Source organism: Shewanella sp. AC91-MNA-CIBAN-0169 (assembly GCF_040310165.1).
Classification (GTDB): Bacteria; Pseudomonadota; Gammaproteobacteria; order Enterobacterales; family Shewanellaceae; genus Shewanella.
Window position 1 is genome coordinate 113,650 of the sequence record NZ_JBEOPM010000003.1, and the last position, 15,141, is coordinate 128,790.

General features: G+C 43.3%; 13 protein-coding genes. 6 read left to right on the plus strand and 7 right to left on the minus strand.

Annotated elements, in window-relative coordinates; translation table 11 throughout:
* Positions 1 to 50 precede the first annotated feature (50 nt).
* Positions 51 to 908: an RNA polymerase sigma factor RpoH gene (gene rpoH, locus AAEY98_RS04565; protein WP_011635768.1), complete on the plus strand. Its 858-nt coding sequence runs from the start codon at positions 51 to 53 to the stop codon at positions 906 to 908.
* A 259-nt stretch (positions 909 to 1,167) separates the two neighbouring features.
* On the opposite strand, the gene menE is transcribed toward rpoH, so the two are convergent.
* The 4 genes from menE to menD are packed head-to-tail and all read right to left on the minus strand — an operon-like array spanning position 1,168 to position 6,378.
* Positions 1,168 to 2,730, minus strand: coding sequence for an o-succinylbenzoate--CoA ligase (menE, locus tag AAEY98_RS04570; RefSeq protein WP_351015245.1), 1,563 nt, complete (start codon positions 2,728 to 2,730; stop codon positions 1,168 to 1,170).
* Positions 2,730 to 3,824, minus strand: a complete 1,095-nt coding sequence (menC, locus tag AAEY98_RS04575) for an o-succinylbenzoate synthase (protein ID WP_351015248.1) — start codon at positions 3,822 to 3,824, stop codon at positions 2,730 to 2,732. Before menC ends, menE begins: the two co-directional genes overlap by 1 nt.
* Positions 3,825 to 3,826: 2 nt before the next feature.
* A complete protein-coding gene (gene menH / locus AAEY98_RS04580) occupies positions 3,827 to 4,639 on the minus strand; it encodes a 2-succinyl-6-hydroxy-2,4-cyclohexadiene-1-carboxylate synthase (protein ID WP_351015251.1) in 813 nt (270 codons plus the stop codon).
* On the minus strand, positions 4,639 to 6,378 hold the full coding sequence (gene menD / locus AAEY98_RS04585; RefSeq protein ID WP_162022086.1) for a 2-succinyl-5-enolpyruvyl-6-hydroxy-3-cyclohexene-1-carboxylic-acid synthase: 1,740 nt from the start codon (positions 6,376 to 6,378) through the stop codon (positions 4,639 to 4,641). The genes menH and menD overlap by 1 nt, the downstream gene beginning before the upstream one ends.
* Positions 6,379 to 6,598: 220 nt before the next feature.
* On the opposite strand from menD, the gene AAEY98_RS04590 reads away from it, so the two are divergent.
* A complete protein-coding gene (locus AAEY98_RS04590; RefSeq protein WP_162022087.1) occupies positions 6,599 to 7,432 on the plus strand; it encodes an HDOD domain-containing protein in 834 nt (277 codons plus the stop codon).
* 48 nt (positions 7,433 to 7,480) lie between these two features.
* Here the strand turns inward: AAEY98_RS04590 and AAEY98_RS04595 are convergent, their stop codons facing one another.
* On the minus strand, positions 7,481 to 7,909 hold the full coding sequence (locus AAEY98_RS04595) for an Lrp/AsnC family transcriptional regulator (protein WP_101084907.1): 429 nt from the start codon (positions 7,907 to 7,909) through the stop codon (positions 7,481 to 7,483).
* A 173-nt stretch (positions 7,910 to 8,082) separates the two neighbouring features.
* Between AAEY98_RS04595 and yjeH the strand changes: the two genes are divergently transcribed.
* Positions 8,083 to 9,366 (plus strand): L-methionine/branched-chain amino acid transporter, encoded by a 1,284-nt coding sequence (gene yjeH / locus AAEY98_RS04600; RefSeq protein ID WP_351015255.1) that lies wholly within the window; start codon positions 8,083 to 8,085, stop codon positions 9,364 to 9,366.
* 11 nt (positions 9,367 to 9,377) lie between these two features.
* On the opposite strand, the gene AAEY98_RS04605 is transcribed toward yjeH, so the two are convergent.
* Both AAEY98_RS04605 and AAEY98_RS04610 read right to left on the minus strand, forming a co-directional pair.
* On the minus strand, positions 9,378 to 9,827 hold the full coding sequence (locus tag AAEY98_RS04605; RefSeq protein WP_101084909.1) for a tellurite resistance TerB family protein: 450 nt from the start codon (positions 9,825 to 9,827) through the stop codon (positions 9,378 to 9,380).
* Between the two features lie 125 nt (positions 9,828 to 9,952).
* Positions 9,953 to 10,516, minus strand: coding sequence for a DUF2780 domain-containing protein (locus tag AAEY98_RS04610; RefSeq protein ID WP_351015258.1), 564 nt, complete (start codon positions 10,514 to 10,516; stop codon positions 9,953 to 9,955).
* Between the two features lie 170 nt (positions 10,517 to 10,686).
* Between AAEY98_RS04610 and AAEY98_RS04615 the strand changes: the two genes are divergently transcribed.
* The 3 genes from AAEY98_RS04615 to AAEY98_RS04625 all read left to right on the plus strand — a co-directional run bounded on the left by AAEY98_RS04615 (position 10,687) and on the right by AAEY98_RS04625 (position 15,069).
* Complete coding sequence (locus tag AAEY98_RS04615; RefSeq protein ID WP_101084911.1) at positions 10,687 to 11,409, plus strand: hypothetical protein; 723 nt, start codon at positions 10,687 to 10,689, stop codon at positions 11,407 to 11,409.
* A 32-nt stretch (positions 11,410 to 11,441) separates the two neighbouring features.
* Complete coding sequence (locus tag AAEY98_RS04620; protein ID WP_351015261.1) at positions 11,442 to 12,962, plus strand: tetratricopeptide repeat protein; 1,521 nt, start codon at positions 11,442 to 11,444, stop codon at positions 12,960 to 12,962.
* A gap of 259 nt (positions 12,963 to 13,221) precedes the next feature.
* Complete coding sequence (locus AAEY98_RS04625) at positions 13,222 to 15,069, plus strand: SLC13 family permease (RefSeq protein WP_351015264.1); 1,848 nt, start codon at positions 13,222 to 13,224, stop codon at positions 15,067 to 15,069.
* The last annotated feature ends 72 nt before the right edge of the window (positions 15,070 to 15,141 follow it).

Consider the following 15,141-nt stretch of genomic DNA (forward strand, 5'->3'; position numbering starts at 1 on the left):
CATCGTACCGAGTTAGCTGAAATATATTTTTGAATGTAGTAGGAGAGCGAATGACTTATCAAACGCAATCAATGGCGCTGGCGGTTCCGCATAATGCTAGTAGCCTAGAAGCGTACATCCAGTCTGTGACCAGCATCAATATGCTGGACGCCGATACAGAGTACGACATCGCCAAGCGTTTACAAGAAAATGGCGACCTACAAGCGGCAAAGCAATTAATTATGTCGCATCTTCGTTTTGTTGTGCATGTTGCGAAAGGTTATTCAGGATACGGTTTACCACAGGCAGATCTTATTCAAGAAGGTAACATTGGCTTGATGAAAGCGGTTAAACGCTTCGATCCCGATGTTGGTGTTCGCCTTGTGTCTTTTGCGGTGCATTGGATTAAAGCTGAAATTCATGAATACGTGTTGAAAAACTGGCGTATCGTGAAAGTAGCGACCACGAAAGCACAGCGTAAATTATTCTTTAATATTCGTAAGTCTAAAAAGCGTTTAGGTTGGTTTAGTGACGCTGAAGTGACCATGGTTGCAGAGAATTTAGGCGTATCGAAAGCTGATGTGACCGAAATGGAATCACGGATGGCAGCCCAAGATCCGGCCTTCGACTTAACCAATGACAGCGATGACGATCATCATGATTTTGCCCCAGCATTATATTTAGAAGATCATTCTTCAGATGTGGCGGATCAGGTTGAGCACGCCAATTGGGAAGCAGACTCTCAAACACGTTTATTATCGGCCATTAAAACCTTAGACGAACGTAGTCAGCATATATTACGTGCGCGTTGGTTAGATGATACTAAAGTGACTTTGCAGGAACTTGCATCGACTTATGAAGTCTCTGCTGAGCGAATCAGACAGTTAGAAAAGAATGCCATGAACAAGCTTAAATCTTGTATGGAGTAACACTCCAGCGTATTCGATTTTGATAGATTAAAACCTGCTACGGCAGGTTTTTTTATGGCTGGAATTTGATAATTTGATAATTTGGCTGCGAAGCTTTATCAGCACTCATTGATGTTGAACTTAGAGCAATCCAATGCAGACCCATTCACTCTAGAGCCAGTCAATGTCGTATATAGGCAAATTTCGAATAAGCGAATTTAGTGCCATAAAATAAGCCCGAAGCCACCGATGGTTAAGCGTTGTTGAGCAATCAATATTATTATGGTGCTATTTTTGCTGCGTCTATCTGGGTTTGAATGGCGTTGATGATGCTTTTTCTTGGCACTTTTAAACCACTGGTGACGACGTCTTTTGGCCAACCAAAAAATTGTCTAGGCCGCTTGAAACGCGCCAGTGTTGATTCAACTAACTGACTCAGCTGCAGGTTAATGTTGTCGACATCAATGGCTCTTAAATCAACAGTCTTTAAGTCAACAGCCTCCATGTTAACGGTCTCGAGTTCAATTGCATTAGTACTATTGTCTGCGACACAATAATCAATAATGGCAGCAGGTAAGTGGCCAAAAATTGTATCGTCTAGGGCAAATACAATCGCTTGCGCGACATTGGGATGAGTTAATAATACTGCTTCAAGTTGTTCTGGATGAATGTTCTCACCGCCACAAATAAACATGTTATCCATGCGGCCTAAAATACTCAGTTGTCCCTCTGGATCTAATAGTCCTTTGTCGTGGGTACAAAACCAACCTTGATCATCTAATGGCAAGCTTAACCCCTGGTCGGTTAAATAGCCTAAAAATAAACACTCACCTTTTACCCAAATCACCCCGTCTTTTAACCTCAGTTGTCTTGAAGGCAAAGGACAACCATGATGGCCTAATAAATTGGCTTTAGCGGTGGTAATTTGTGAGCTCATCTCTGTCATACCATAGCTGGTGTAAGCGTTAATGTGCAGGTGTTGTAGTGCATCAATAAGAGCCGGTTCTATGGCTCCGCCGCCCAACAGTAATGCGCTTACATTGGTAAACGCCGCGGGATGTTGCTGGAGTATCTGTATCGCTTGGGTTGGCACTAATGACACATGGGTGATATGGCTACTTGTTAGCTGTTCGGCCAGTGTCAATGCGGGATCTCGCAATACAATGCAGGCTCCAGCCAAAGTGCAACGATGAATAATGGCCAACCCACCAATATGAAACAGTGGTAACGATAATAGCCAAGCGTCAGACGGCGCTAAAGCAATAAACGTTGCAGCCCCTTTGGCGCTGCTCAAATGGTTAGTTAAGCAATGTACCGCAGCTTTGGGTGTTCCACTTGAACCAGATGTGAGAATAATATTGGAAGCTTGATGTGGTGATACCTCAACAGCTTGGTTGCTTAGTTGATCTACTTTTTGAGGCAGTTCAATATCGAGCCAGTGGGCAATCTCAATCGCGGTTTTTCTGCTGACGTTATCGGTCCATAACCATTGGAGATCAAAGCGTTTGATAAGCTGATTAATCTGCACATCAGCCAATCGAGGTGACAAAGGTAAAAATATCCATCCCGCATCAATGCATGCCCAATATAGGCAAATCATGTCAATATTATTGTGTGATACACAAGCCACAATATCGCCATGCTTAACACCTTGTGATTGCAATTGTTGCGCTACACAGTGAACTAAACCACTTAACTGAGCATAACTGACGCAAGTCGTGGGGCAAGTATTGTTGCAAGTCTTATTACCAGTAGTGATGCTCGGATTGACGGCTTTATGGCTACTTTCAATAGCAATAGCATCTGGATGATTTAATGCTGCTTGATGCAAAGGTGACATCATTATATATCAGCCTCGCCTGAGTCTTGTGGCTGGCCGATGTGAGTCAGTAATTGCAACACTTGATGATTTAGCCGCGGAGAAAACTCAGAGGTTACTAACAACACGGGTTTGCTAAAGGCGCTTAAGGTATCAAGGCCTGGTGGTTCATCTGGTGTTAGTGCCTGGCTCACTATGCGTAAGTCGCTGATACCGAGGTCAGCTTCTAAGCTTGAACTTACTATACCGCGCACACCAGCAAGATGAGCTTGGCTAATCATGTTTTGCAATTTTTCCAGCGAACCCAATAACATGGGTTTGATAATTAATGCGCCTAAACCGGGTTGTTGTAATGCTAAATCGAGATCAAATTGAGATGAATTCAATGACTCATCTAAGGCATATTTTATTCCCAATTGCCGGTGTATTTGGGCATTGTCACTGGGGTTAATACATGGCTCTTCAATGTATTCAATTTTGTGTTTTGGTAAACACGCTAAAAAGTCGATAGCCTGTTCAAGACTAAAACCACGATTAGCATCTAAGCGTAATGTTACGTGAGGTGCGATTGCCAGCACTTGATAAATAAATTGGATTTCGCTTTCCATACTGGTTTGAGCGACTTTAATTTTTACGCTGTTGATGCTGGTCAGTGTCTGTAACTTTTGAGTAATAACGTGTGCTGACATTCCATCGTAAAGTAATGGCACCACAGCTAACTGAGTCTGTGGATATTCGATGCGAACAGGCAATCGATGGGTTAGTTTTGCATCCAATAAGCTCAATGAGAATGCCAATGATGGCAGCGACATCTGCTCTGCAATATTGGCTAAAATCGCTAAGGGTTGATCGATCAAACTCGGTAATATTGACAACAGTTGTGATGTCACCTCATCAAGCGACTCTTGGCTAAACCCTGTTATTGGTTGGCTATCAATATCGATGCCTGATAATGGGGCAATTTCAACCCAAGCCACTTGTTGATTATTGAGCTGGATAGCAAGCACTAACCCTTTACGAAAATCAATTCGTTGTATGCCTACAGGTAAACTAGGGTTGAGCTCAATTTGATATTGATACAGAGTACAGCTGGTTATCGTTGAGTTATCTGATGACATTGTTACTCCTTTGGATCCGTTAACGGATCTAAGCACAATAACCCCAGTAAGGTGTCGGTAAACAATTGAGGATGCAGGCTGTGAATATTATGTCCTGCGGCGTGCAAAGGATGTAACTGCAAAGTGCCTAAACCAGACTCTGCCAGTGTCGCCTGCCAATCTATAGCCACCTGAGCAAATTTTTTGTCATCAACCCCATACATAAAATGACATGGACACGTTAGCGACTCAAGTACAGTGCGGCAGTCTTGCTGCAAACTAAGAGACGTTGTCATGTAACAATTGGTTAAGCGTTGTGGATCATTGCTGCGGCGTATTGCAATAAGTTGCTGCTTTTGAGATTGACTCAAGTCATTAAAAACCGCTTGTTGATACCAAAGACTGAGAAAGTCCGCTATGGGCATATGCTGGAGTTTTTTCGCCCAGATACTATCGCTTTTAGCTCGCGCGGCTTGTTGCTGAGCATCTTGCAAGCCAGGATGAGCGGATTCGAGCGTTAAGCTCAAGAGCGAATCAGCATAATCATCTGCAATATGCAGCGCTATTCGTCCGCCGAGTGAGTAACCCAATACATGAAACTGCATATAACCCATGCTATGCATTTTACTCACAATAAGCTCTGCCGTTTGGTGTAATCCCGGTGAGTTTAAAGTGTCTACGTTAGCGCCATGGCCTGGTAAATCAATGCAAATACAATGAAAATATTGGCTTAAACGTGGCATTAAAATAGACCAGTCGTCTTTACTACCCAAAAAACCATGCAGCATCAATAATGCTGGTAATTGTGGTTGGCCAAAGCGACTGATCATTACCATTAGTGTTGTTTCACCCATTGACTGATTTGTGCTATTTGGTCGCTGGCTTGAGTTGGGCTGACATTGACTTCAATCACTGAGGCACAATTAAACTCAAAGGCTTCTTGATACGCTTGATTAAACGACTCAATATCATCTGCTTGTCGATAGGCTAAACCAAACATAGCAGCGCCATAACCAAACTCTAAACCGTGGCTTAATCGATAAAAATCATTGCGCAGGCTTTCATTGGGTACAGGTAATAGATTAAAAATATTACCGCCATCATTATTAATAATAACCAGCACAAATGGTTGAGTCATTTGTTTTAACAGTGCCAGAGAATTGAAATCATGCAAACAGGATAGGTCGCCCATCACTAGGGTTGTAGATGCATTTTTGTCTGCGGCTACGCCACAAGCGGTTGCAATTAATCCATCAATGCCCGATGCCCCTCGGTTGGTATAAATTGCCGGTGTATTGGTGGCAATTGGTGCGTACATATCGTAGAGCCTGATAGGTAAACTATTACCGATAAACAGTATATGTTGATCTGTTTGAGCCAATGCTATGGCACGCACAACCTGGGCTTCACCAAAGGTTGTATTGTCGATTTGTTGTTTAAACAGGGACTCCAATGACTCATTTAGCGGTAATAATTGTAATGCCCAGTTGGCTTGTGATGAGCGTGGCCAAGGTAATTGGCATACCGCTTGAACACTTGCCTGATAAAATTCTTTAGATTGATGGCTCGGGTCTAAACGATCGCCGTATTTACTTACATGCCAGTAGCTATGCCAAGATTGTTGGGCAATATATTGAAGTAAACGTTTAGAAATAAAACGCCCACCAAAGACTAATATCCGCTCAGCTTGCTCGAGTTGTTTGTTGGCTTTCGGGTTTAATAATAACTGGTCAACGTGGCCTATTACGCCTGGATGCTGACGCAACTGTGATTGTGCATCAACTAATACTGGCCAGCCAAGCTTTTGTGCTAACGCGACGATTTGCTGTGGATTATCTTCAGGAGCTAAGGTACCAACCACTATCACGCCTTTACCGTGAACAAAGCGCATTAAGGTGTCTGTAGTGGGTAACTCTGCAGTCGTTAGGCTAGCATAGCGCGTCAGTGGTTTAGTGTTTTCAAACCACTGGTTTAATGGTGCAAGATAGGTTGCAGTTGTAAAGCTCGCGGTTTTTTTTACGTGAGCCAATGTCACCAATTCTGTTGGGTATAGCGGCTCACGGTACATACAGTTTATGTGAACCGGCTGGTGTTGGTTAGCTACAGCATGATCGATAGTACTCAATAATGCATTAGCCGGATAACCAAGATCAGGCGTTGGTAAGTTAACTTGTTTAGCATATTGAGCAAAAATAGCGGGCTGAATAATCGCTTGATTCGCACCACAATCAATCAGCTCTGGTGGTCTGTCACCAGATAAAATAATCAGCGGCACATGGGTTAACCACGCCTCAACAATGGCTGGATAAAGATTGGCCACGGCGGTGCCTGAGGTGGTAATGATGGCGACTGGCGCATTGCTGGCTTTTGCCAATCCAAGGGCCATAAACCCTAAACCACGCTCGTCAAAATGAATATGACGAGTGAGCTGGGTTTGACTAGCAGCGGCCAATGTTAGCGGAGTTGAGCGAGAACCTGGTGCCATACACACATGCTTAACCCCTAAGCGTGCAAGCTCTTCCAAGATCAATTGACCCCATAACAAATTCATATCGGCGCTGGTCTGTTGTTGCATATTGGCTCATATTACAAATAAATAAACGAATATTAGTGTAACGCCAAGTTAGCGTTATATCTAAGATTTAGCGCAGATTTTTATCCAAAATCTGCGAAATAAGTTGTTAAGGCTACAATCAAATATCAGCCTCATCCTCTCTTGCTTTATTTATGTTGTGCTAATGTTATTAATATGATTTATTTATTGTATTAAAAATAATAACAAGGACTCTCGGAATATGGAATCTGCTGCATTATTAAAAAGAGTTGATGAGTTACCTCGCTTACCCAAAGCGGTTAGTGAATTGTTAGATGCGGTTAATAATGAAAATACCACCGTAAAGAGTATTGCAGCCAAAGTGGCTCAAGATCCTCTTATTAGCGCTAGAGTATTGAGGTTAGCTAATTCAGCTCATTTTGGTCGCAGTCGTGAAGTGGGTTCTATTGACGAAGCTGTGATTCGATTAGGCATGCAAACGTTGCGGACGTTAGTGATTGCTTCTGCGGTTATTGGTGCAATTCCTAATGCAGAAGGGATTGATCTCGCCCAATTCTGGGGTGAGACTTTTGAGGTCGCCCTGTATTCACAAGAAGTAGCCAAACGATGTGGCGTTGCACCAGATGAAGCTTTTACGTGCGCAATTTTACACAATATTGGTGATTTACTGATTGCCGTTGTTGAGCCTTCGGTCGCAGCACAAATCAGAGCCGCTGTCGCTGAAGGGGCTGATAAGCAACAGCTTGAAACGAGCTTATTAGGTTTCGACTCACCCTCTGTTGGTGCTCTATTAGCTAAAGCATGGAAATTTACTCCTTCATTAGTGCAAGGGATCGAGCATCAACGCGCACCGCTTAATGCTAAGCCTGCATCTAAGCTGGCTGCCGTTATCTATTTGTCGCACGAGGTGTTTGCACATTGGGATGATCAACGAGATGACGAATCTTTTACCGCTTGGTTGGCAGATATAACGAATCACAAAGCGGGCATTATTAAAATGGATATGGCTGGGCTAGCCGAGAAGCTCATCGAGTTAAGAGGTAAAGGGTTAGAAATAGGTAAGCAATTAGCTTAGTTACAGTTAACATACTTAACCATTAAGCTCTGTCTATACAGAGCTTTTTTAGGCTTGATTGTTAATCCATTCGCTCATAACCACATGGGTTTTAATTTTGACGATGTCAGCTTGAGCATCAATAAATTCGCGGATTTCATGTAATCGTTGCATAGAATTGGCATGCACATAAACCAATAAATCCATGTCGCCGGTAATGCCTTGGCAAGTTATCACTTCCGGTATGGTGGTGAAAATATGGATGACTTCGGCGCAACGGGCGCAACGATGCTGAATTTCAAAGTATGCCGACACGCCTTGTTTTTGCGACTCACTCAGTAAAACCTGATAGCCACGGATAACCCCCGTTTGTTCTAATTTCTTAATTCGCTCGGTGACAGCACTGCGCGATAAATTCACTTGCTCAGCAATAAACGAAATACTCTGTCGAGCATTGTGGCGTAATTCGTTTATAATCGCTTTATCAAATTTATCCAATGATTTATATCCCGATAATTGTGTGTCACACCTACATGCTGTCATTATGACGGAAAGTTGCCTTTTATCCGTCATATTGTCGGTTTAGCAAAGCAACTTGAGCTCATTAACCCGCAGAATGTTTTACTGTTTGGCCTTATAATATCGCAATATATCACAGTAAGAATAAGATAATGAATCAAATGACCGCAACAATAGGACGCTGGCAAGGCGCTGGCTTAATGGCCACCACATTGCTAGGCACTGGGGTATTTATTTTACCGCAAATGACCATAGAGGTAGCGGGCTCAGGTTCGCTATTAGCATGGTTGTTATTAACGGTAGCCATTATCCCAGTCGCATTAGTATTTGGTTTGTTAGCGAGTCGATTCCCACATGCTGCGGGTCCAGCTTACTTTATTGAAAAAGCATTTGGTGCTACAGCAGGCCGAACAATTGGGCTGATTTTTTTATTAGTGATCCCCATTGGTGCACCTGCTGCAATTTTAATGACCTTTCAATTTTTAGAAGCATTAATATCGATTTCTGGGCTAGGTCAATTAGTCGCAGAGTTATTGATTGTGGCTGTGTTATTGCTGCTGAATATTAAAGGTATTCAGGTGTCGGCAAAATTACAGTTTGCGTTAACCTTGTTGATTGTATCGGTAGTCGCAATATTATTTGGTGCCAGCGGGTTAAATGTCGATCAGCTACAAACCTTTGCGCATGGCAGTCATCCGCAGTTTAGTGGGGTGATGCTAGCAATGGGTATTGGTTTTTGGAGTTTTCTAGGCATTGAGGCCATGACACATCTTGCCAGCGACTTTCGCCAACCCGAAAAAGATTTGCTGCCTGCAATGATGATGGGCACCGTATTAGTGGGCGTTATTTATTTAGCCTGTACTTTTTTATTGCTAATGGTACCAACCGAGGGTGACGGCTTAGCGATGATATCGGCATTTGATTATTTGTTATCAAACACCTTTTTGGGTGGATATGGCGCGTATATCATCGGAGTATTAGGTATCGCCAGCGGGTTAGCAACCGTGAATGTGTATGCTGCTAGTGCCGCGCGTTTATTGTGGAGCTTCAGTAAAGAAGGCATTTTACCGCGCTATTTTGATAAATTAAACCCACACGGTGTGCCCTTTAGAGCCTTGTTTGCCATTTTGGGGGCTATGGCGGTGGTGATCATCGTGACCTTTTATAGCACTCAAGAATTAGAAGACTTAATCGCTTGGAGTAATGGCGTGTTTGTGATTATTTACTTATTGGCGATGTTGTCTGCAGCTAAGTTACTCAGCAAGCGGTATCTACCATTAGTGATTGCAGGTTGTTTGTTTTGTGTTGGTTTGGGCGTCGCGCTTGGCAGTAATATGATTTACGCCATTGTATTGGTGTTGGTTATCGCCCCTTTTATGTGGTGGCAAAAAGCTCATCTTACGCGTAAGTATTTACTCAATAATAGCCAAGGCTAATTGGCTATTATTTAGCGAGTTTCCATGGCTATATTGCGCATTTGAATCAGTTCACTGTGCTTTAAATGCAGTAAATCAGCTGTGCGGCGAATAATTTGGTCTTCATATTGCGACAATTCACCATCGGCATAAGCTAATTGCCACATTGACAGCAGTAATTTTTGTTTGTCATCAATACTAAATTGAGCATTGATTTCGGCGGTAAACTCAAATAGAGACGTGGCATTTTTACGGCTTTGATTTGCTTCTTCTATAAGGGTTATCGCTTCTTCTGGGTTAATGCCTAAAGTGCTGATGAGCACTTCGGGCAGTAAAGCAGCTTCAGCAGCAGCCAAATTTTCGTCGGCGTACACAACCTCTTGCAATAGGGTTGCCGCGGCCAGGTTGAGGTTTTTCTGTTTCTCTTCTGGGCTACTTTCTTGAGTATGCGATTGGAGAAATTGCTTTAGTTTGGCGATCATAATTATTCTGTCCAATGTTACTATTCATTTTTATGCTAGCAAAAATGCTAATCCCAAGCGAATGGCTTGGGATTAAATAATGTTAACGCGGGTGTTAGGGTAGCTTTAAGCCGTCTTAATAATGATTATAAGACTGAACCTAAGCCTTTCATTAATAAATCAACCGTACCGTCACCACCACTCTGTTGGAGATAGTTTTTAGCGATATCAACCATAGGGGTAATATATTCTTTTGAGATACCAAGCTTTTCAAAAGCATCATATACCATTGCGCTACCTTGTAACGCAGAGCCTAAATCACCTGCTTGTGACAATAATCCTGACATGCCATTGCCTGATGATAAAGCAGGAACTGCAGCCAGTAGACCGTCCGCATTTGGGATGCTGTCGCTTAATTGGCTAAAATCATTTTCACCTAAATTGGTTTGAGCCAAGCTAAGTAGTGAGCCTAACCCGCCTTCAGCTTGGGTTTGAGATAAGCCAAGTTGAGACATAACGTTACCCACTAAAGCACTTGATTGCTCAGTTGTTTCAGATTGTTCTATTGTTTCAGACAGTGCAATGGTTTTGGCTTGTTCAGTTGCTGGTTTTTTAGTTATTTCAGCAACGTTGTCTAACCAGCCCGCAGATGCTGGCGCTGAGAATACGAAGACGGTAAACAGTACCGGTAATGCAGAAGCTAATTTCATAATGAGTGTCCTTTGATGTGGCTCAATGTCTAAACTTATGCATCATTTTACCCTGATTTACATAAATGCGACAGATGATCGCGATTTTTACACATTAGACTTGTGCAAAATGCATTTTTTTTGGGTATCCTAAGCGCAATATTCGTTGTTAATAGATTACTGGAACCCACATGTCATTGTTTGCAATTTTGACTGAAGCATTTAACTTTTTTCGAAACCACATCCGTCAGCTTGCCGTACTGACGCTGCCATTACTGTTAATCCAAGTCGCTATTCAACTTTGGCTAGGTAATGAAATGCTACAGGCTGATGCTGAAAACCCTCAATTCGGTGCAGTACACGCTGCAGCAATGATGGTGTTATTGTTGGTGTTTTCGTTTTTAATTGCCGCATTAACTTTGTATTTAGAGCTACGCTCTCAAGGCCATGATCTTGCCCCGGCACAAATATTAAAGGCTAGTTTGCCTTTTGTACCGCCATTATTACTGGCTGGAGTATTTTCTGGTTTAGCCATTTTAGCGCCGGTGATGATCTTTGCTGCGTTTGGCCCACTATGGTTGATTGGCTTAATCGTGAGCTTGTACTTGTTTTCTCGCCTCGCCTATGTGAACTTTATGGTGGTGGTTGAACGTTTAACACCTTTAGAAGCGATTAAGAGTAGCTTTAAATTTAGCGGCCCTATAACGATTAAAACCATTGCGGTATTAATGCTGTACGTGCCATTGTCTCTATTAGCTGGCATGTTTTCACAAGTCGCGATGCAAGTTGGTTTTCCATTGCAACTGGTGGTTGAAGCAACGTTTTCGTTCTTAGGTTTGTTTGTTAATATTGCGTTATTTAGATTGTATATGGTTAATCGTAAAACACCGGATGCCGATAAAGCAGAGGGATAAATATTCAATCAACATGCTAAAAGGAGAAACCATTGTTAAATGATATTGAGTTTATTAATGGTTTCTCTGTTGAGTTGAGCGATGATTACCGTTTAGCTAAAAGCTATGTACGCGATATTCCTACCCAAGCGTTAGTTTACATTCGCAGCTTTACCCATAAACTCGCCGCTCAATTAGCGGTGCAGCATGATGTAACGTTTACCTCGGCAAACTTGTATGATCGTATCGAGCAGCTAAACCTTCGACGCGTTATTGATGTTGCTGCAGTGCGGGCGTTACACCGATTGCGCAGTGATGGTAATCGTGGTGCGCATCCTGAAAAATATCATTTAACCCAAACTCAGCTTGTTAGCATCGCAGAAAAGTCGATCCATCAAATTCTGCAAATAATTGCAAAGCTATATCCTTCACTGCATCAAGGTGCTGCTCCGCGCTATCAATTTGAAGCATTTGATTCATATGCTGGCCGCGACTTATGTTATCGCGCAGTGATGAAGAATGACCCCGAAGCACAGTATTTAGTGGGGATGTCACTTAAAGCCAAAGGATTAATGCTACAAGAGCAAGAGCGTGCGTTGGCACAAACCACAGACGGTTCACTCTTAGCAAATTCAAGTTCACATTCAAGTTCAAATTCAGCATCATCACGCTCAACATCGTCAAGTTCAAATTCAGCAGAATCAAACACTCCAAGCCTTATATCAACCACGGTTGAGCAAACGTCAGCGGATGTATTTGCCCAAGCAGCACATTGGTTTCATATTGCATCAGTTCATCATCAAGCGGCATTGTTTGAGCATGGCGTGAGCTTACTGCATGGCTATAGTGGTGCGGCAAATCCTGCGACGGGCGAGGCGTTTATTGCGCAAGCTGCAGCACAAGGTATTGTTAATGCGCAGGCCTTATTAGGTTTCTTTTATCTGGTGGGCAGTGATCAATTTGAAGTGGATATTAATCAAGCCGAAACATTGCTGACATTAGCCGCTAATGCAGAAGATGCTGAAGCAATGTCAAACCTTGGGGTGCTGTTTTATCAAAACCAACAATTTGAACAAGCTTACTTATGGGTAAATAAAGCCGCGCAAACCGGTTACCCGCATGCACAATATCATTTGGCGCTGATGCTTGAACAAGGTGAGGGCTGCCAGGTTGATATCGCTACGAGCCAGCAATGGATGCAAGAAGCCGCCGAGCAAGGTCAATTAGATGCGATGTTACGTTGTGGCAGTGATATTTTGCACGACGATGGTGCTAGCCAACAGCAACTTAATATTGCTGAACACTATTTACATGAAGTGATTAAATACGGCCGTAATGTCACCGCGATGATTGAACTGAGTGTCGCCTTAGCCGACGGCATTTTAGGCCGTATCGATGTGGTACAAGCAGCGTATTTATTACAACAAGCTAATTTGCACGCCAACGAGATTCAGCGCCAAGTTATCGAACCGCTTTGGCAGTCGTTACTGATGCAAATTGACAGTGTTATCGCGCTTAATCCAACGGAAGATGAGTTAGCGACCTTGCAACAGGCAAAGTGCTTACTCGCGTAAATTACGTTTGCTTTATTATGGTTTTTTTACTTTGGGGTTGTTTTTACGTTGGGGGGTTATTAGCCAGTAAGGACTTACCGCAGATAAGTTTGTCGCGCGTACCTTCAATTCGCTTTAGTTAGAAACAATGCCTAATATTTAACTGATCTATATTCAACATATCTCAACCTGCTTTGAAGCGCTTAGTGGAAAAACTTCACAGCAAGCCTAGCCTTACCATGCTCATACCAATAGAAAAGGTTAACGACAGGTGCCAGCAATGAATATAACGACTTTGCCACCGCTTCCTGATGCGCATGCACTGGCTGTGTTATTGCTTGTGTTGCTTGCCCTGTTTCTATTTACCAGAGAATCTATTGCCATTGAGACGTCGAGTCTGTTTATTCTGGCAATGCTGAGCATCGGTTTTACTGTTTTTCCTTACGTCAATTCGCAGGGGCAACATCTTGAGGCGTTGCAGTTTTTCAATGGTTTTGGCCATGAAGCGCTGGTGGCTGTGTGTGCCTTAATGATTGCCGGAAATGGTTTAGTGCGCACCGGAGCGCTAGTACCTCTTGGCCGAATTCTGGCGCGCTTATGGCTTGTGAGCCCCGCATTGAGTATGTTGTTGACCTTGCTGGTTGGCGCTTTTCTGAGTGCATTTGTCAATAATGTACCGATAGTCGTATTGCTGCTGCCTATTCTAATCAGTGTATCGCTGCGAACCGGAGAGCCAGCTTCGGGGATGTTAATGCCAATGGGATTTGCCACTCTGGTGGGCGGTATGAGCACCAGTATTGGCACCTCGACGAATTTGTTAGTTGTTTCAGTTGCTGCAGATATGGGCTTAAGAAGACTGCAGATGTTTGATTTTTTTGTACCGGCAGCAATCGTTGCCGCTATTGCTATTGTTTATTTATGGTTGATTGCGCCACGCTTACTGCCTGCTCGTAAGGCCATACTCAGCGATACCTCCCCAAGAATATTTACTGCCCAACTGGTTATATTGGAAGACGGTTTTGCAGTCGGTAAGACATTGACCGAACTGATTGAAAAGAGCTCAGGTTTGCTGGAAGTATCACGCATTATGCGGGGTACTGGAACCTATGTTGTACCGTTGCCCGATGCGCAAATTCAGGCTGGAGATAGGTTAATGGTGAATGACACTCCGGAAAATTTGAAGGAACTGGAAAGTGCTCTGGATGCCATGCTCTATGTTGGAGATACGCCTGTTGATGAAGAGCATCCATTATCCGGTGAGGGACAGCAGATTGCCGAAATAGTTGTCATGCAAGGTTCACCTTTGCTTGGTATGACCTTGAGGCAGCTTAACTTTTATGATCGTTATCAATTAATGGTGCTGGCAATACATCGAGAGGGAAACTCAGTAGAGACGCTGCGTGAAAAAATAGCACAGGCCCGTTTGCGCATTGGTGATGTTCTTTTAGTGCAGGGAGATCAAGATACCATAGGCGAAATCAAACGTGCTGGTGAGCTATTAGTGCTCGATGCCACCGCAGATCTTCCGTACACGGATAAAGCGGTAACGGCTTTACTGATTATGGCGGCAATTATTCTTGTGTCTGCATTTGGGGATGTTCCCATTGCGATAAGTGCTGTAGGGGGTGTGCTGCTTATGCTGGTCACACGCTGCCTAACCTGGCGTCATGCTTCTATGGCGCTAAGCACTCAGGTCATTTTGATTGTGGCGGCGAGTTTGGCGATGGGGGCGGCATTATTAAAAACCGGTGGTGCAGAGTATTTAGCACAAGTATTTGTCGCGTTAACCGCAGGGGCTTCTCCGGCGGTTATTGTATCTGGATTGATGTTGTTAATGGCCATTATGACCAATATTGTGTCTAATAATGCTGCTGCAGTCATAGGCACTCCTATTGCTATCAGCATTGCGCAGCAACTGCAGGTTGATCCCGAACCCTTTGTTATTGCGGTGCTGTTTGGTGCCAATATGAGTTATGCCACCCCTATGGCTTATAAGACTAACCTACTGGTAATGCATGCTGGCGGCTATAAATTTACCGATTTTGTCCGAGTGGGCGTCCCACTAACGATTATCGTTTGGGTGAGTTTATCGCTATTACTGCCAGTCATGTATTCGCTTAGCTGGTAATCTTTGAAGTGGCGTAATGAATGATCAACATCATTTGCCTGTTTATTCTTTAATGCCTACGGCCACTAACGT

What these genes read in the sequence shown, in the direction of transcription:
- rpoH (WP_011635768.1), top strand. Translation starts at nt 51, where the DNA reads ATGACTTATCAAACGCAATCAATGGCGCTGGCGGTTCCGCATAATGCT.
- menE (WP_351015245.1), bottom strand. Translation starts at nt 2,730, where the DNA reads ATGATGTCACCTTTGCATCAAGCAGCATTAAATCATCCAGATGCTATT.
- menC (WP_351015248.1), bottom strand. Translation starts at nt 3,824, where the DNA reads ATGTCATCAGATAACTCAACGATAACCAGCTGTACTCTGTATCAATAT.
- menH (WP_351015251.1), bottom strand. Translation starts at nt 4,639, where the DNA reads ATGGTAATGATCAGTCGCTTTGGCCAACCACAATTACCAGCATTATTG.
- menD (WP_162022086.1), bottom strand. Translation starts at nt 6,378, where the DNA reads ATGCAACAACAGACCAGCGCCGATATGAATTTGTTATGGGGTCAATTG.
- AAEY98_RS04590 (WP_162022087.1), top strand. Translation starts at nt 6,599, where the DNA reads ATGGAATCTGCTGCATTATTAAAAAGAGTTGATGAGTTACCTCGCTTA.
- yjeH (WP_351015255.1), top strand. Translation starts at nt 8,083, where the DNA reads ATGAATCAAATGACCGCAACAATAGGACGCTGGCAAGGCGCTGGCTTA.
- AAEY98_RS04605 (WP_101084909.1), bottom strand. Translation starts at nt 9,827, where the DNA reads ATGATCGCCAAACTAAAGCAATTTCTCCAATCGCATACTCAAGAAAGT.
- AAEY98_RS04610 (WP_351015258.1), bottom strand. Translation starts at nt 10,516, where the DNA reads ATGAAATTAGCTTCTGCATTACCGGTACTGTTTACCGTCTTCGTATTC.
- AAEY98_RS04615 (WP_101084911.1), top strand. Translation starts at nt 10,687, where the DNA reads ATGTCATTGTTTGCAATTTTGACTGAAGCATTTAACTTTTTTCGAAAC.
- AAEY98_RS04625 (WP_351015264.1), top strand. Translation starts at nt 13,222, where the DNA reads ATGAATATAACGACTTTGCCACCGCTTCCTGATGCGCATGCACTGGCT.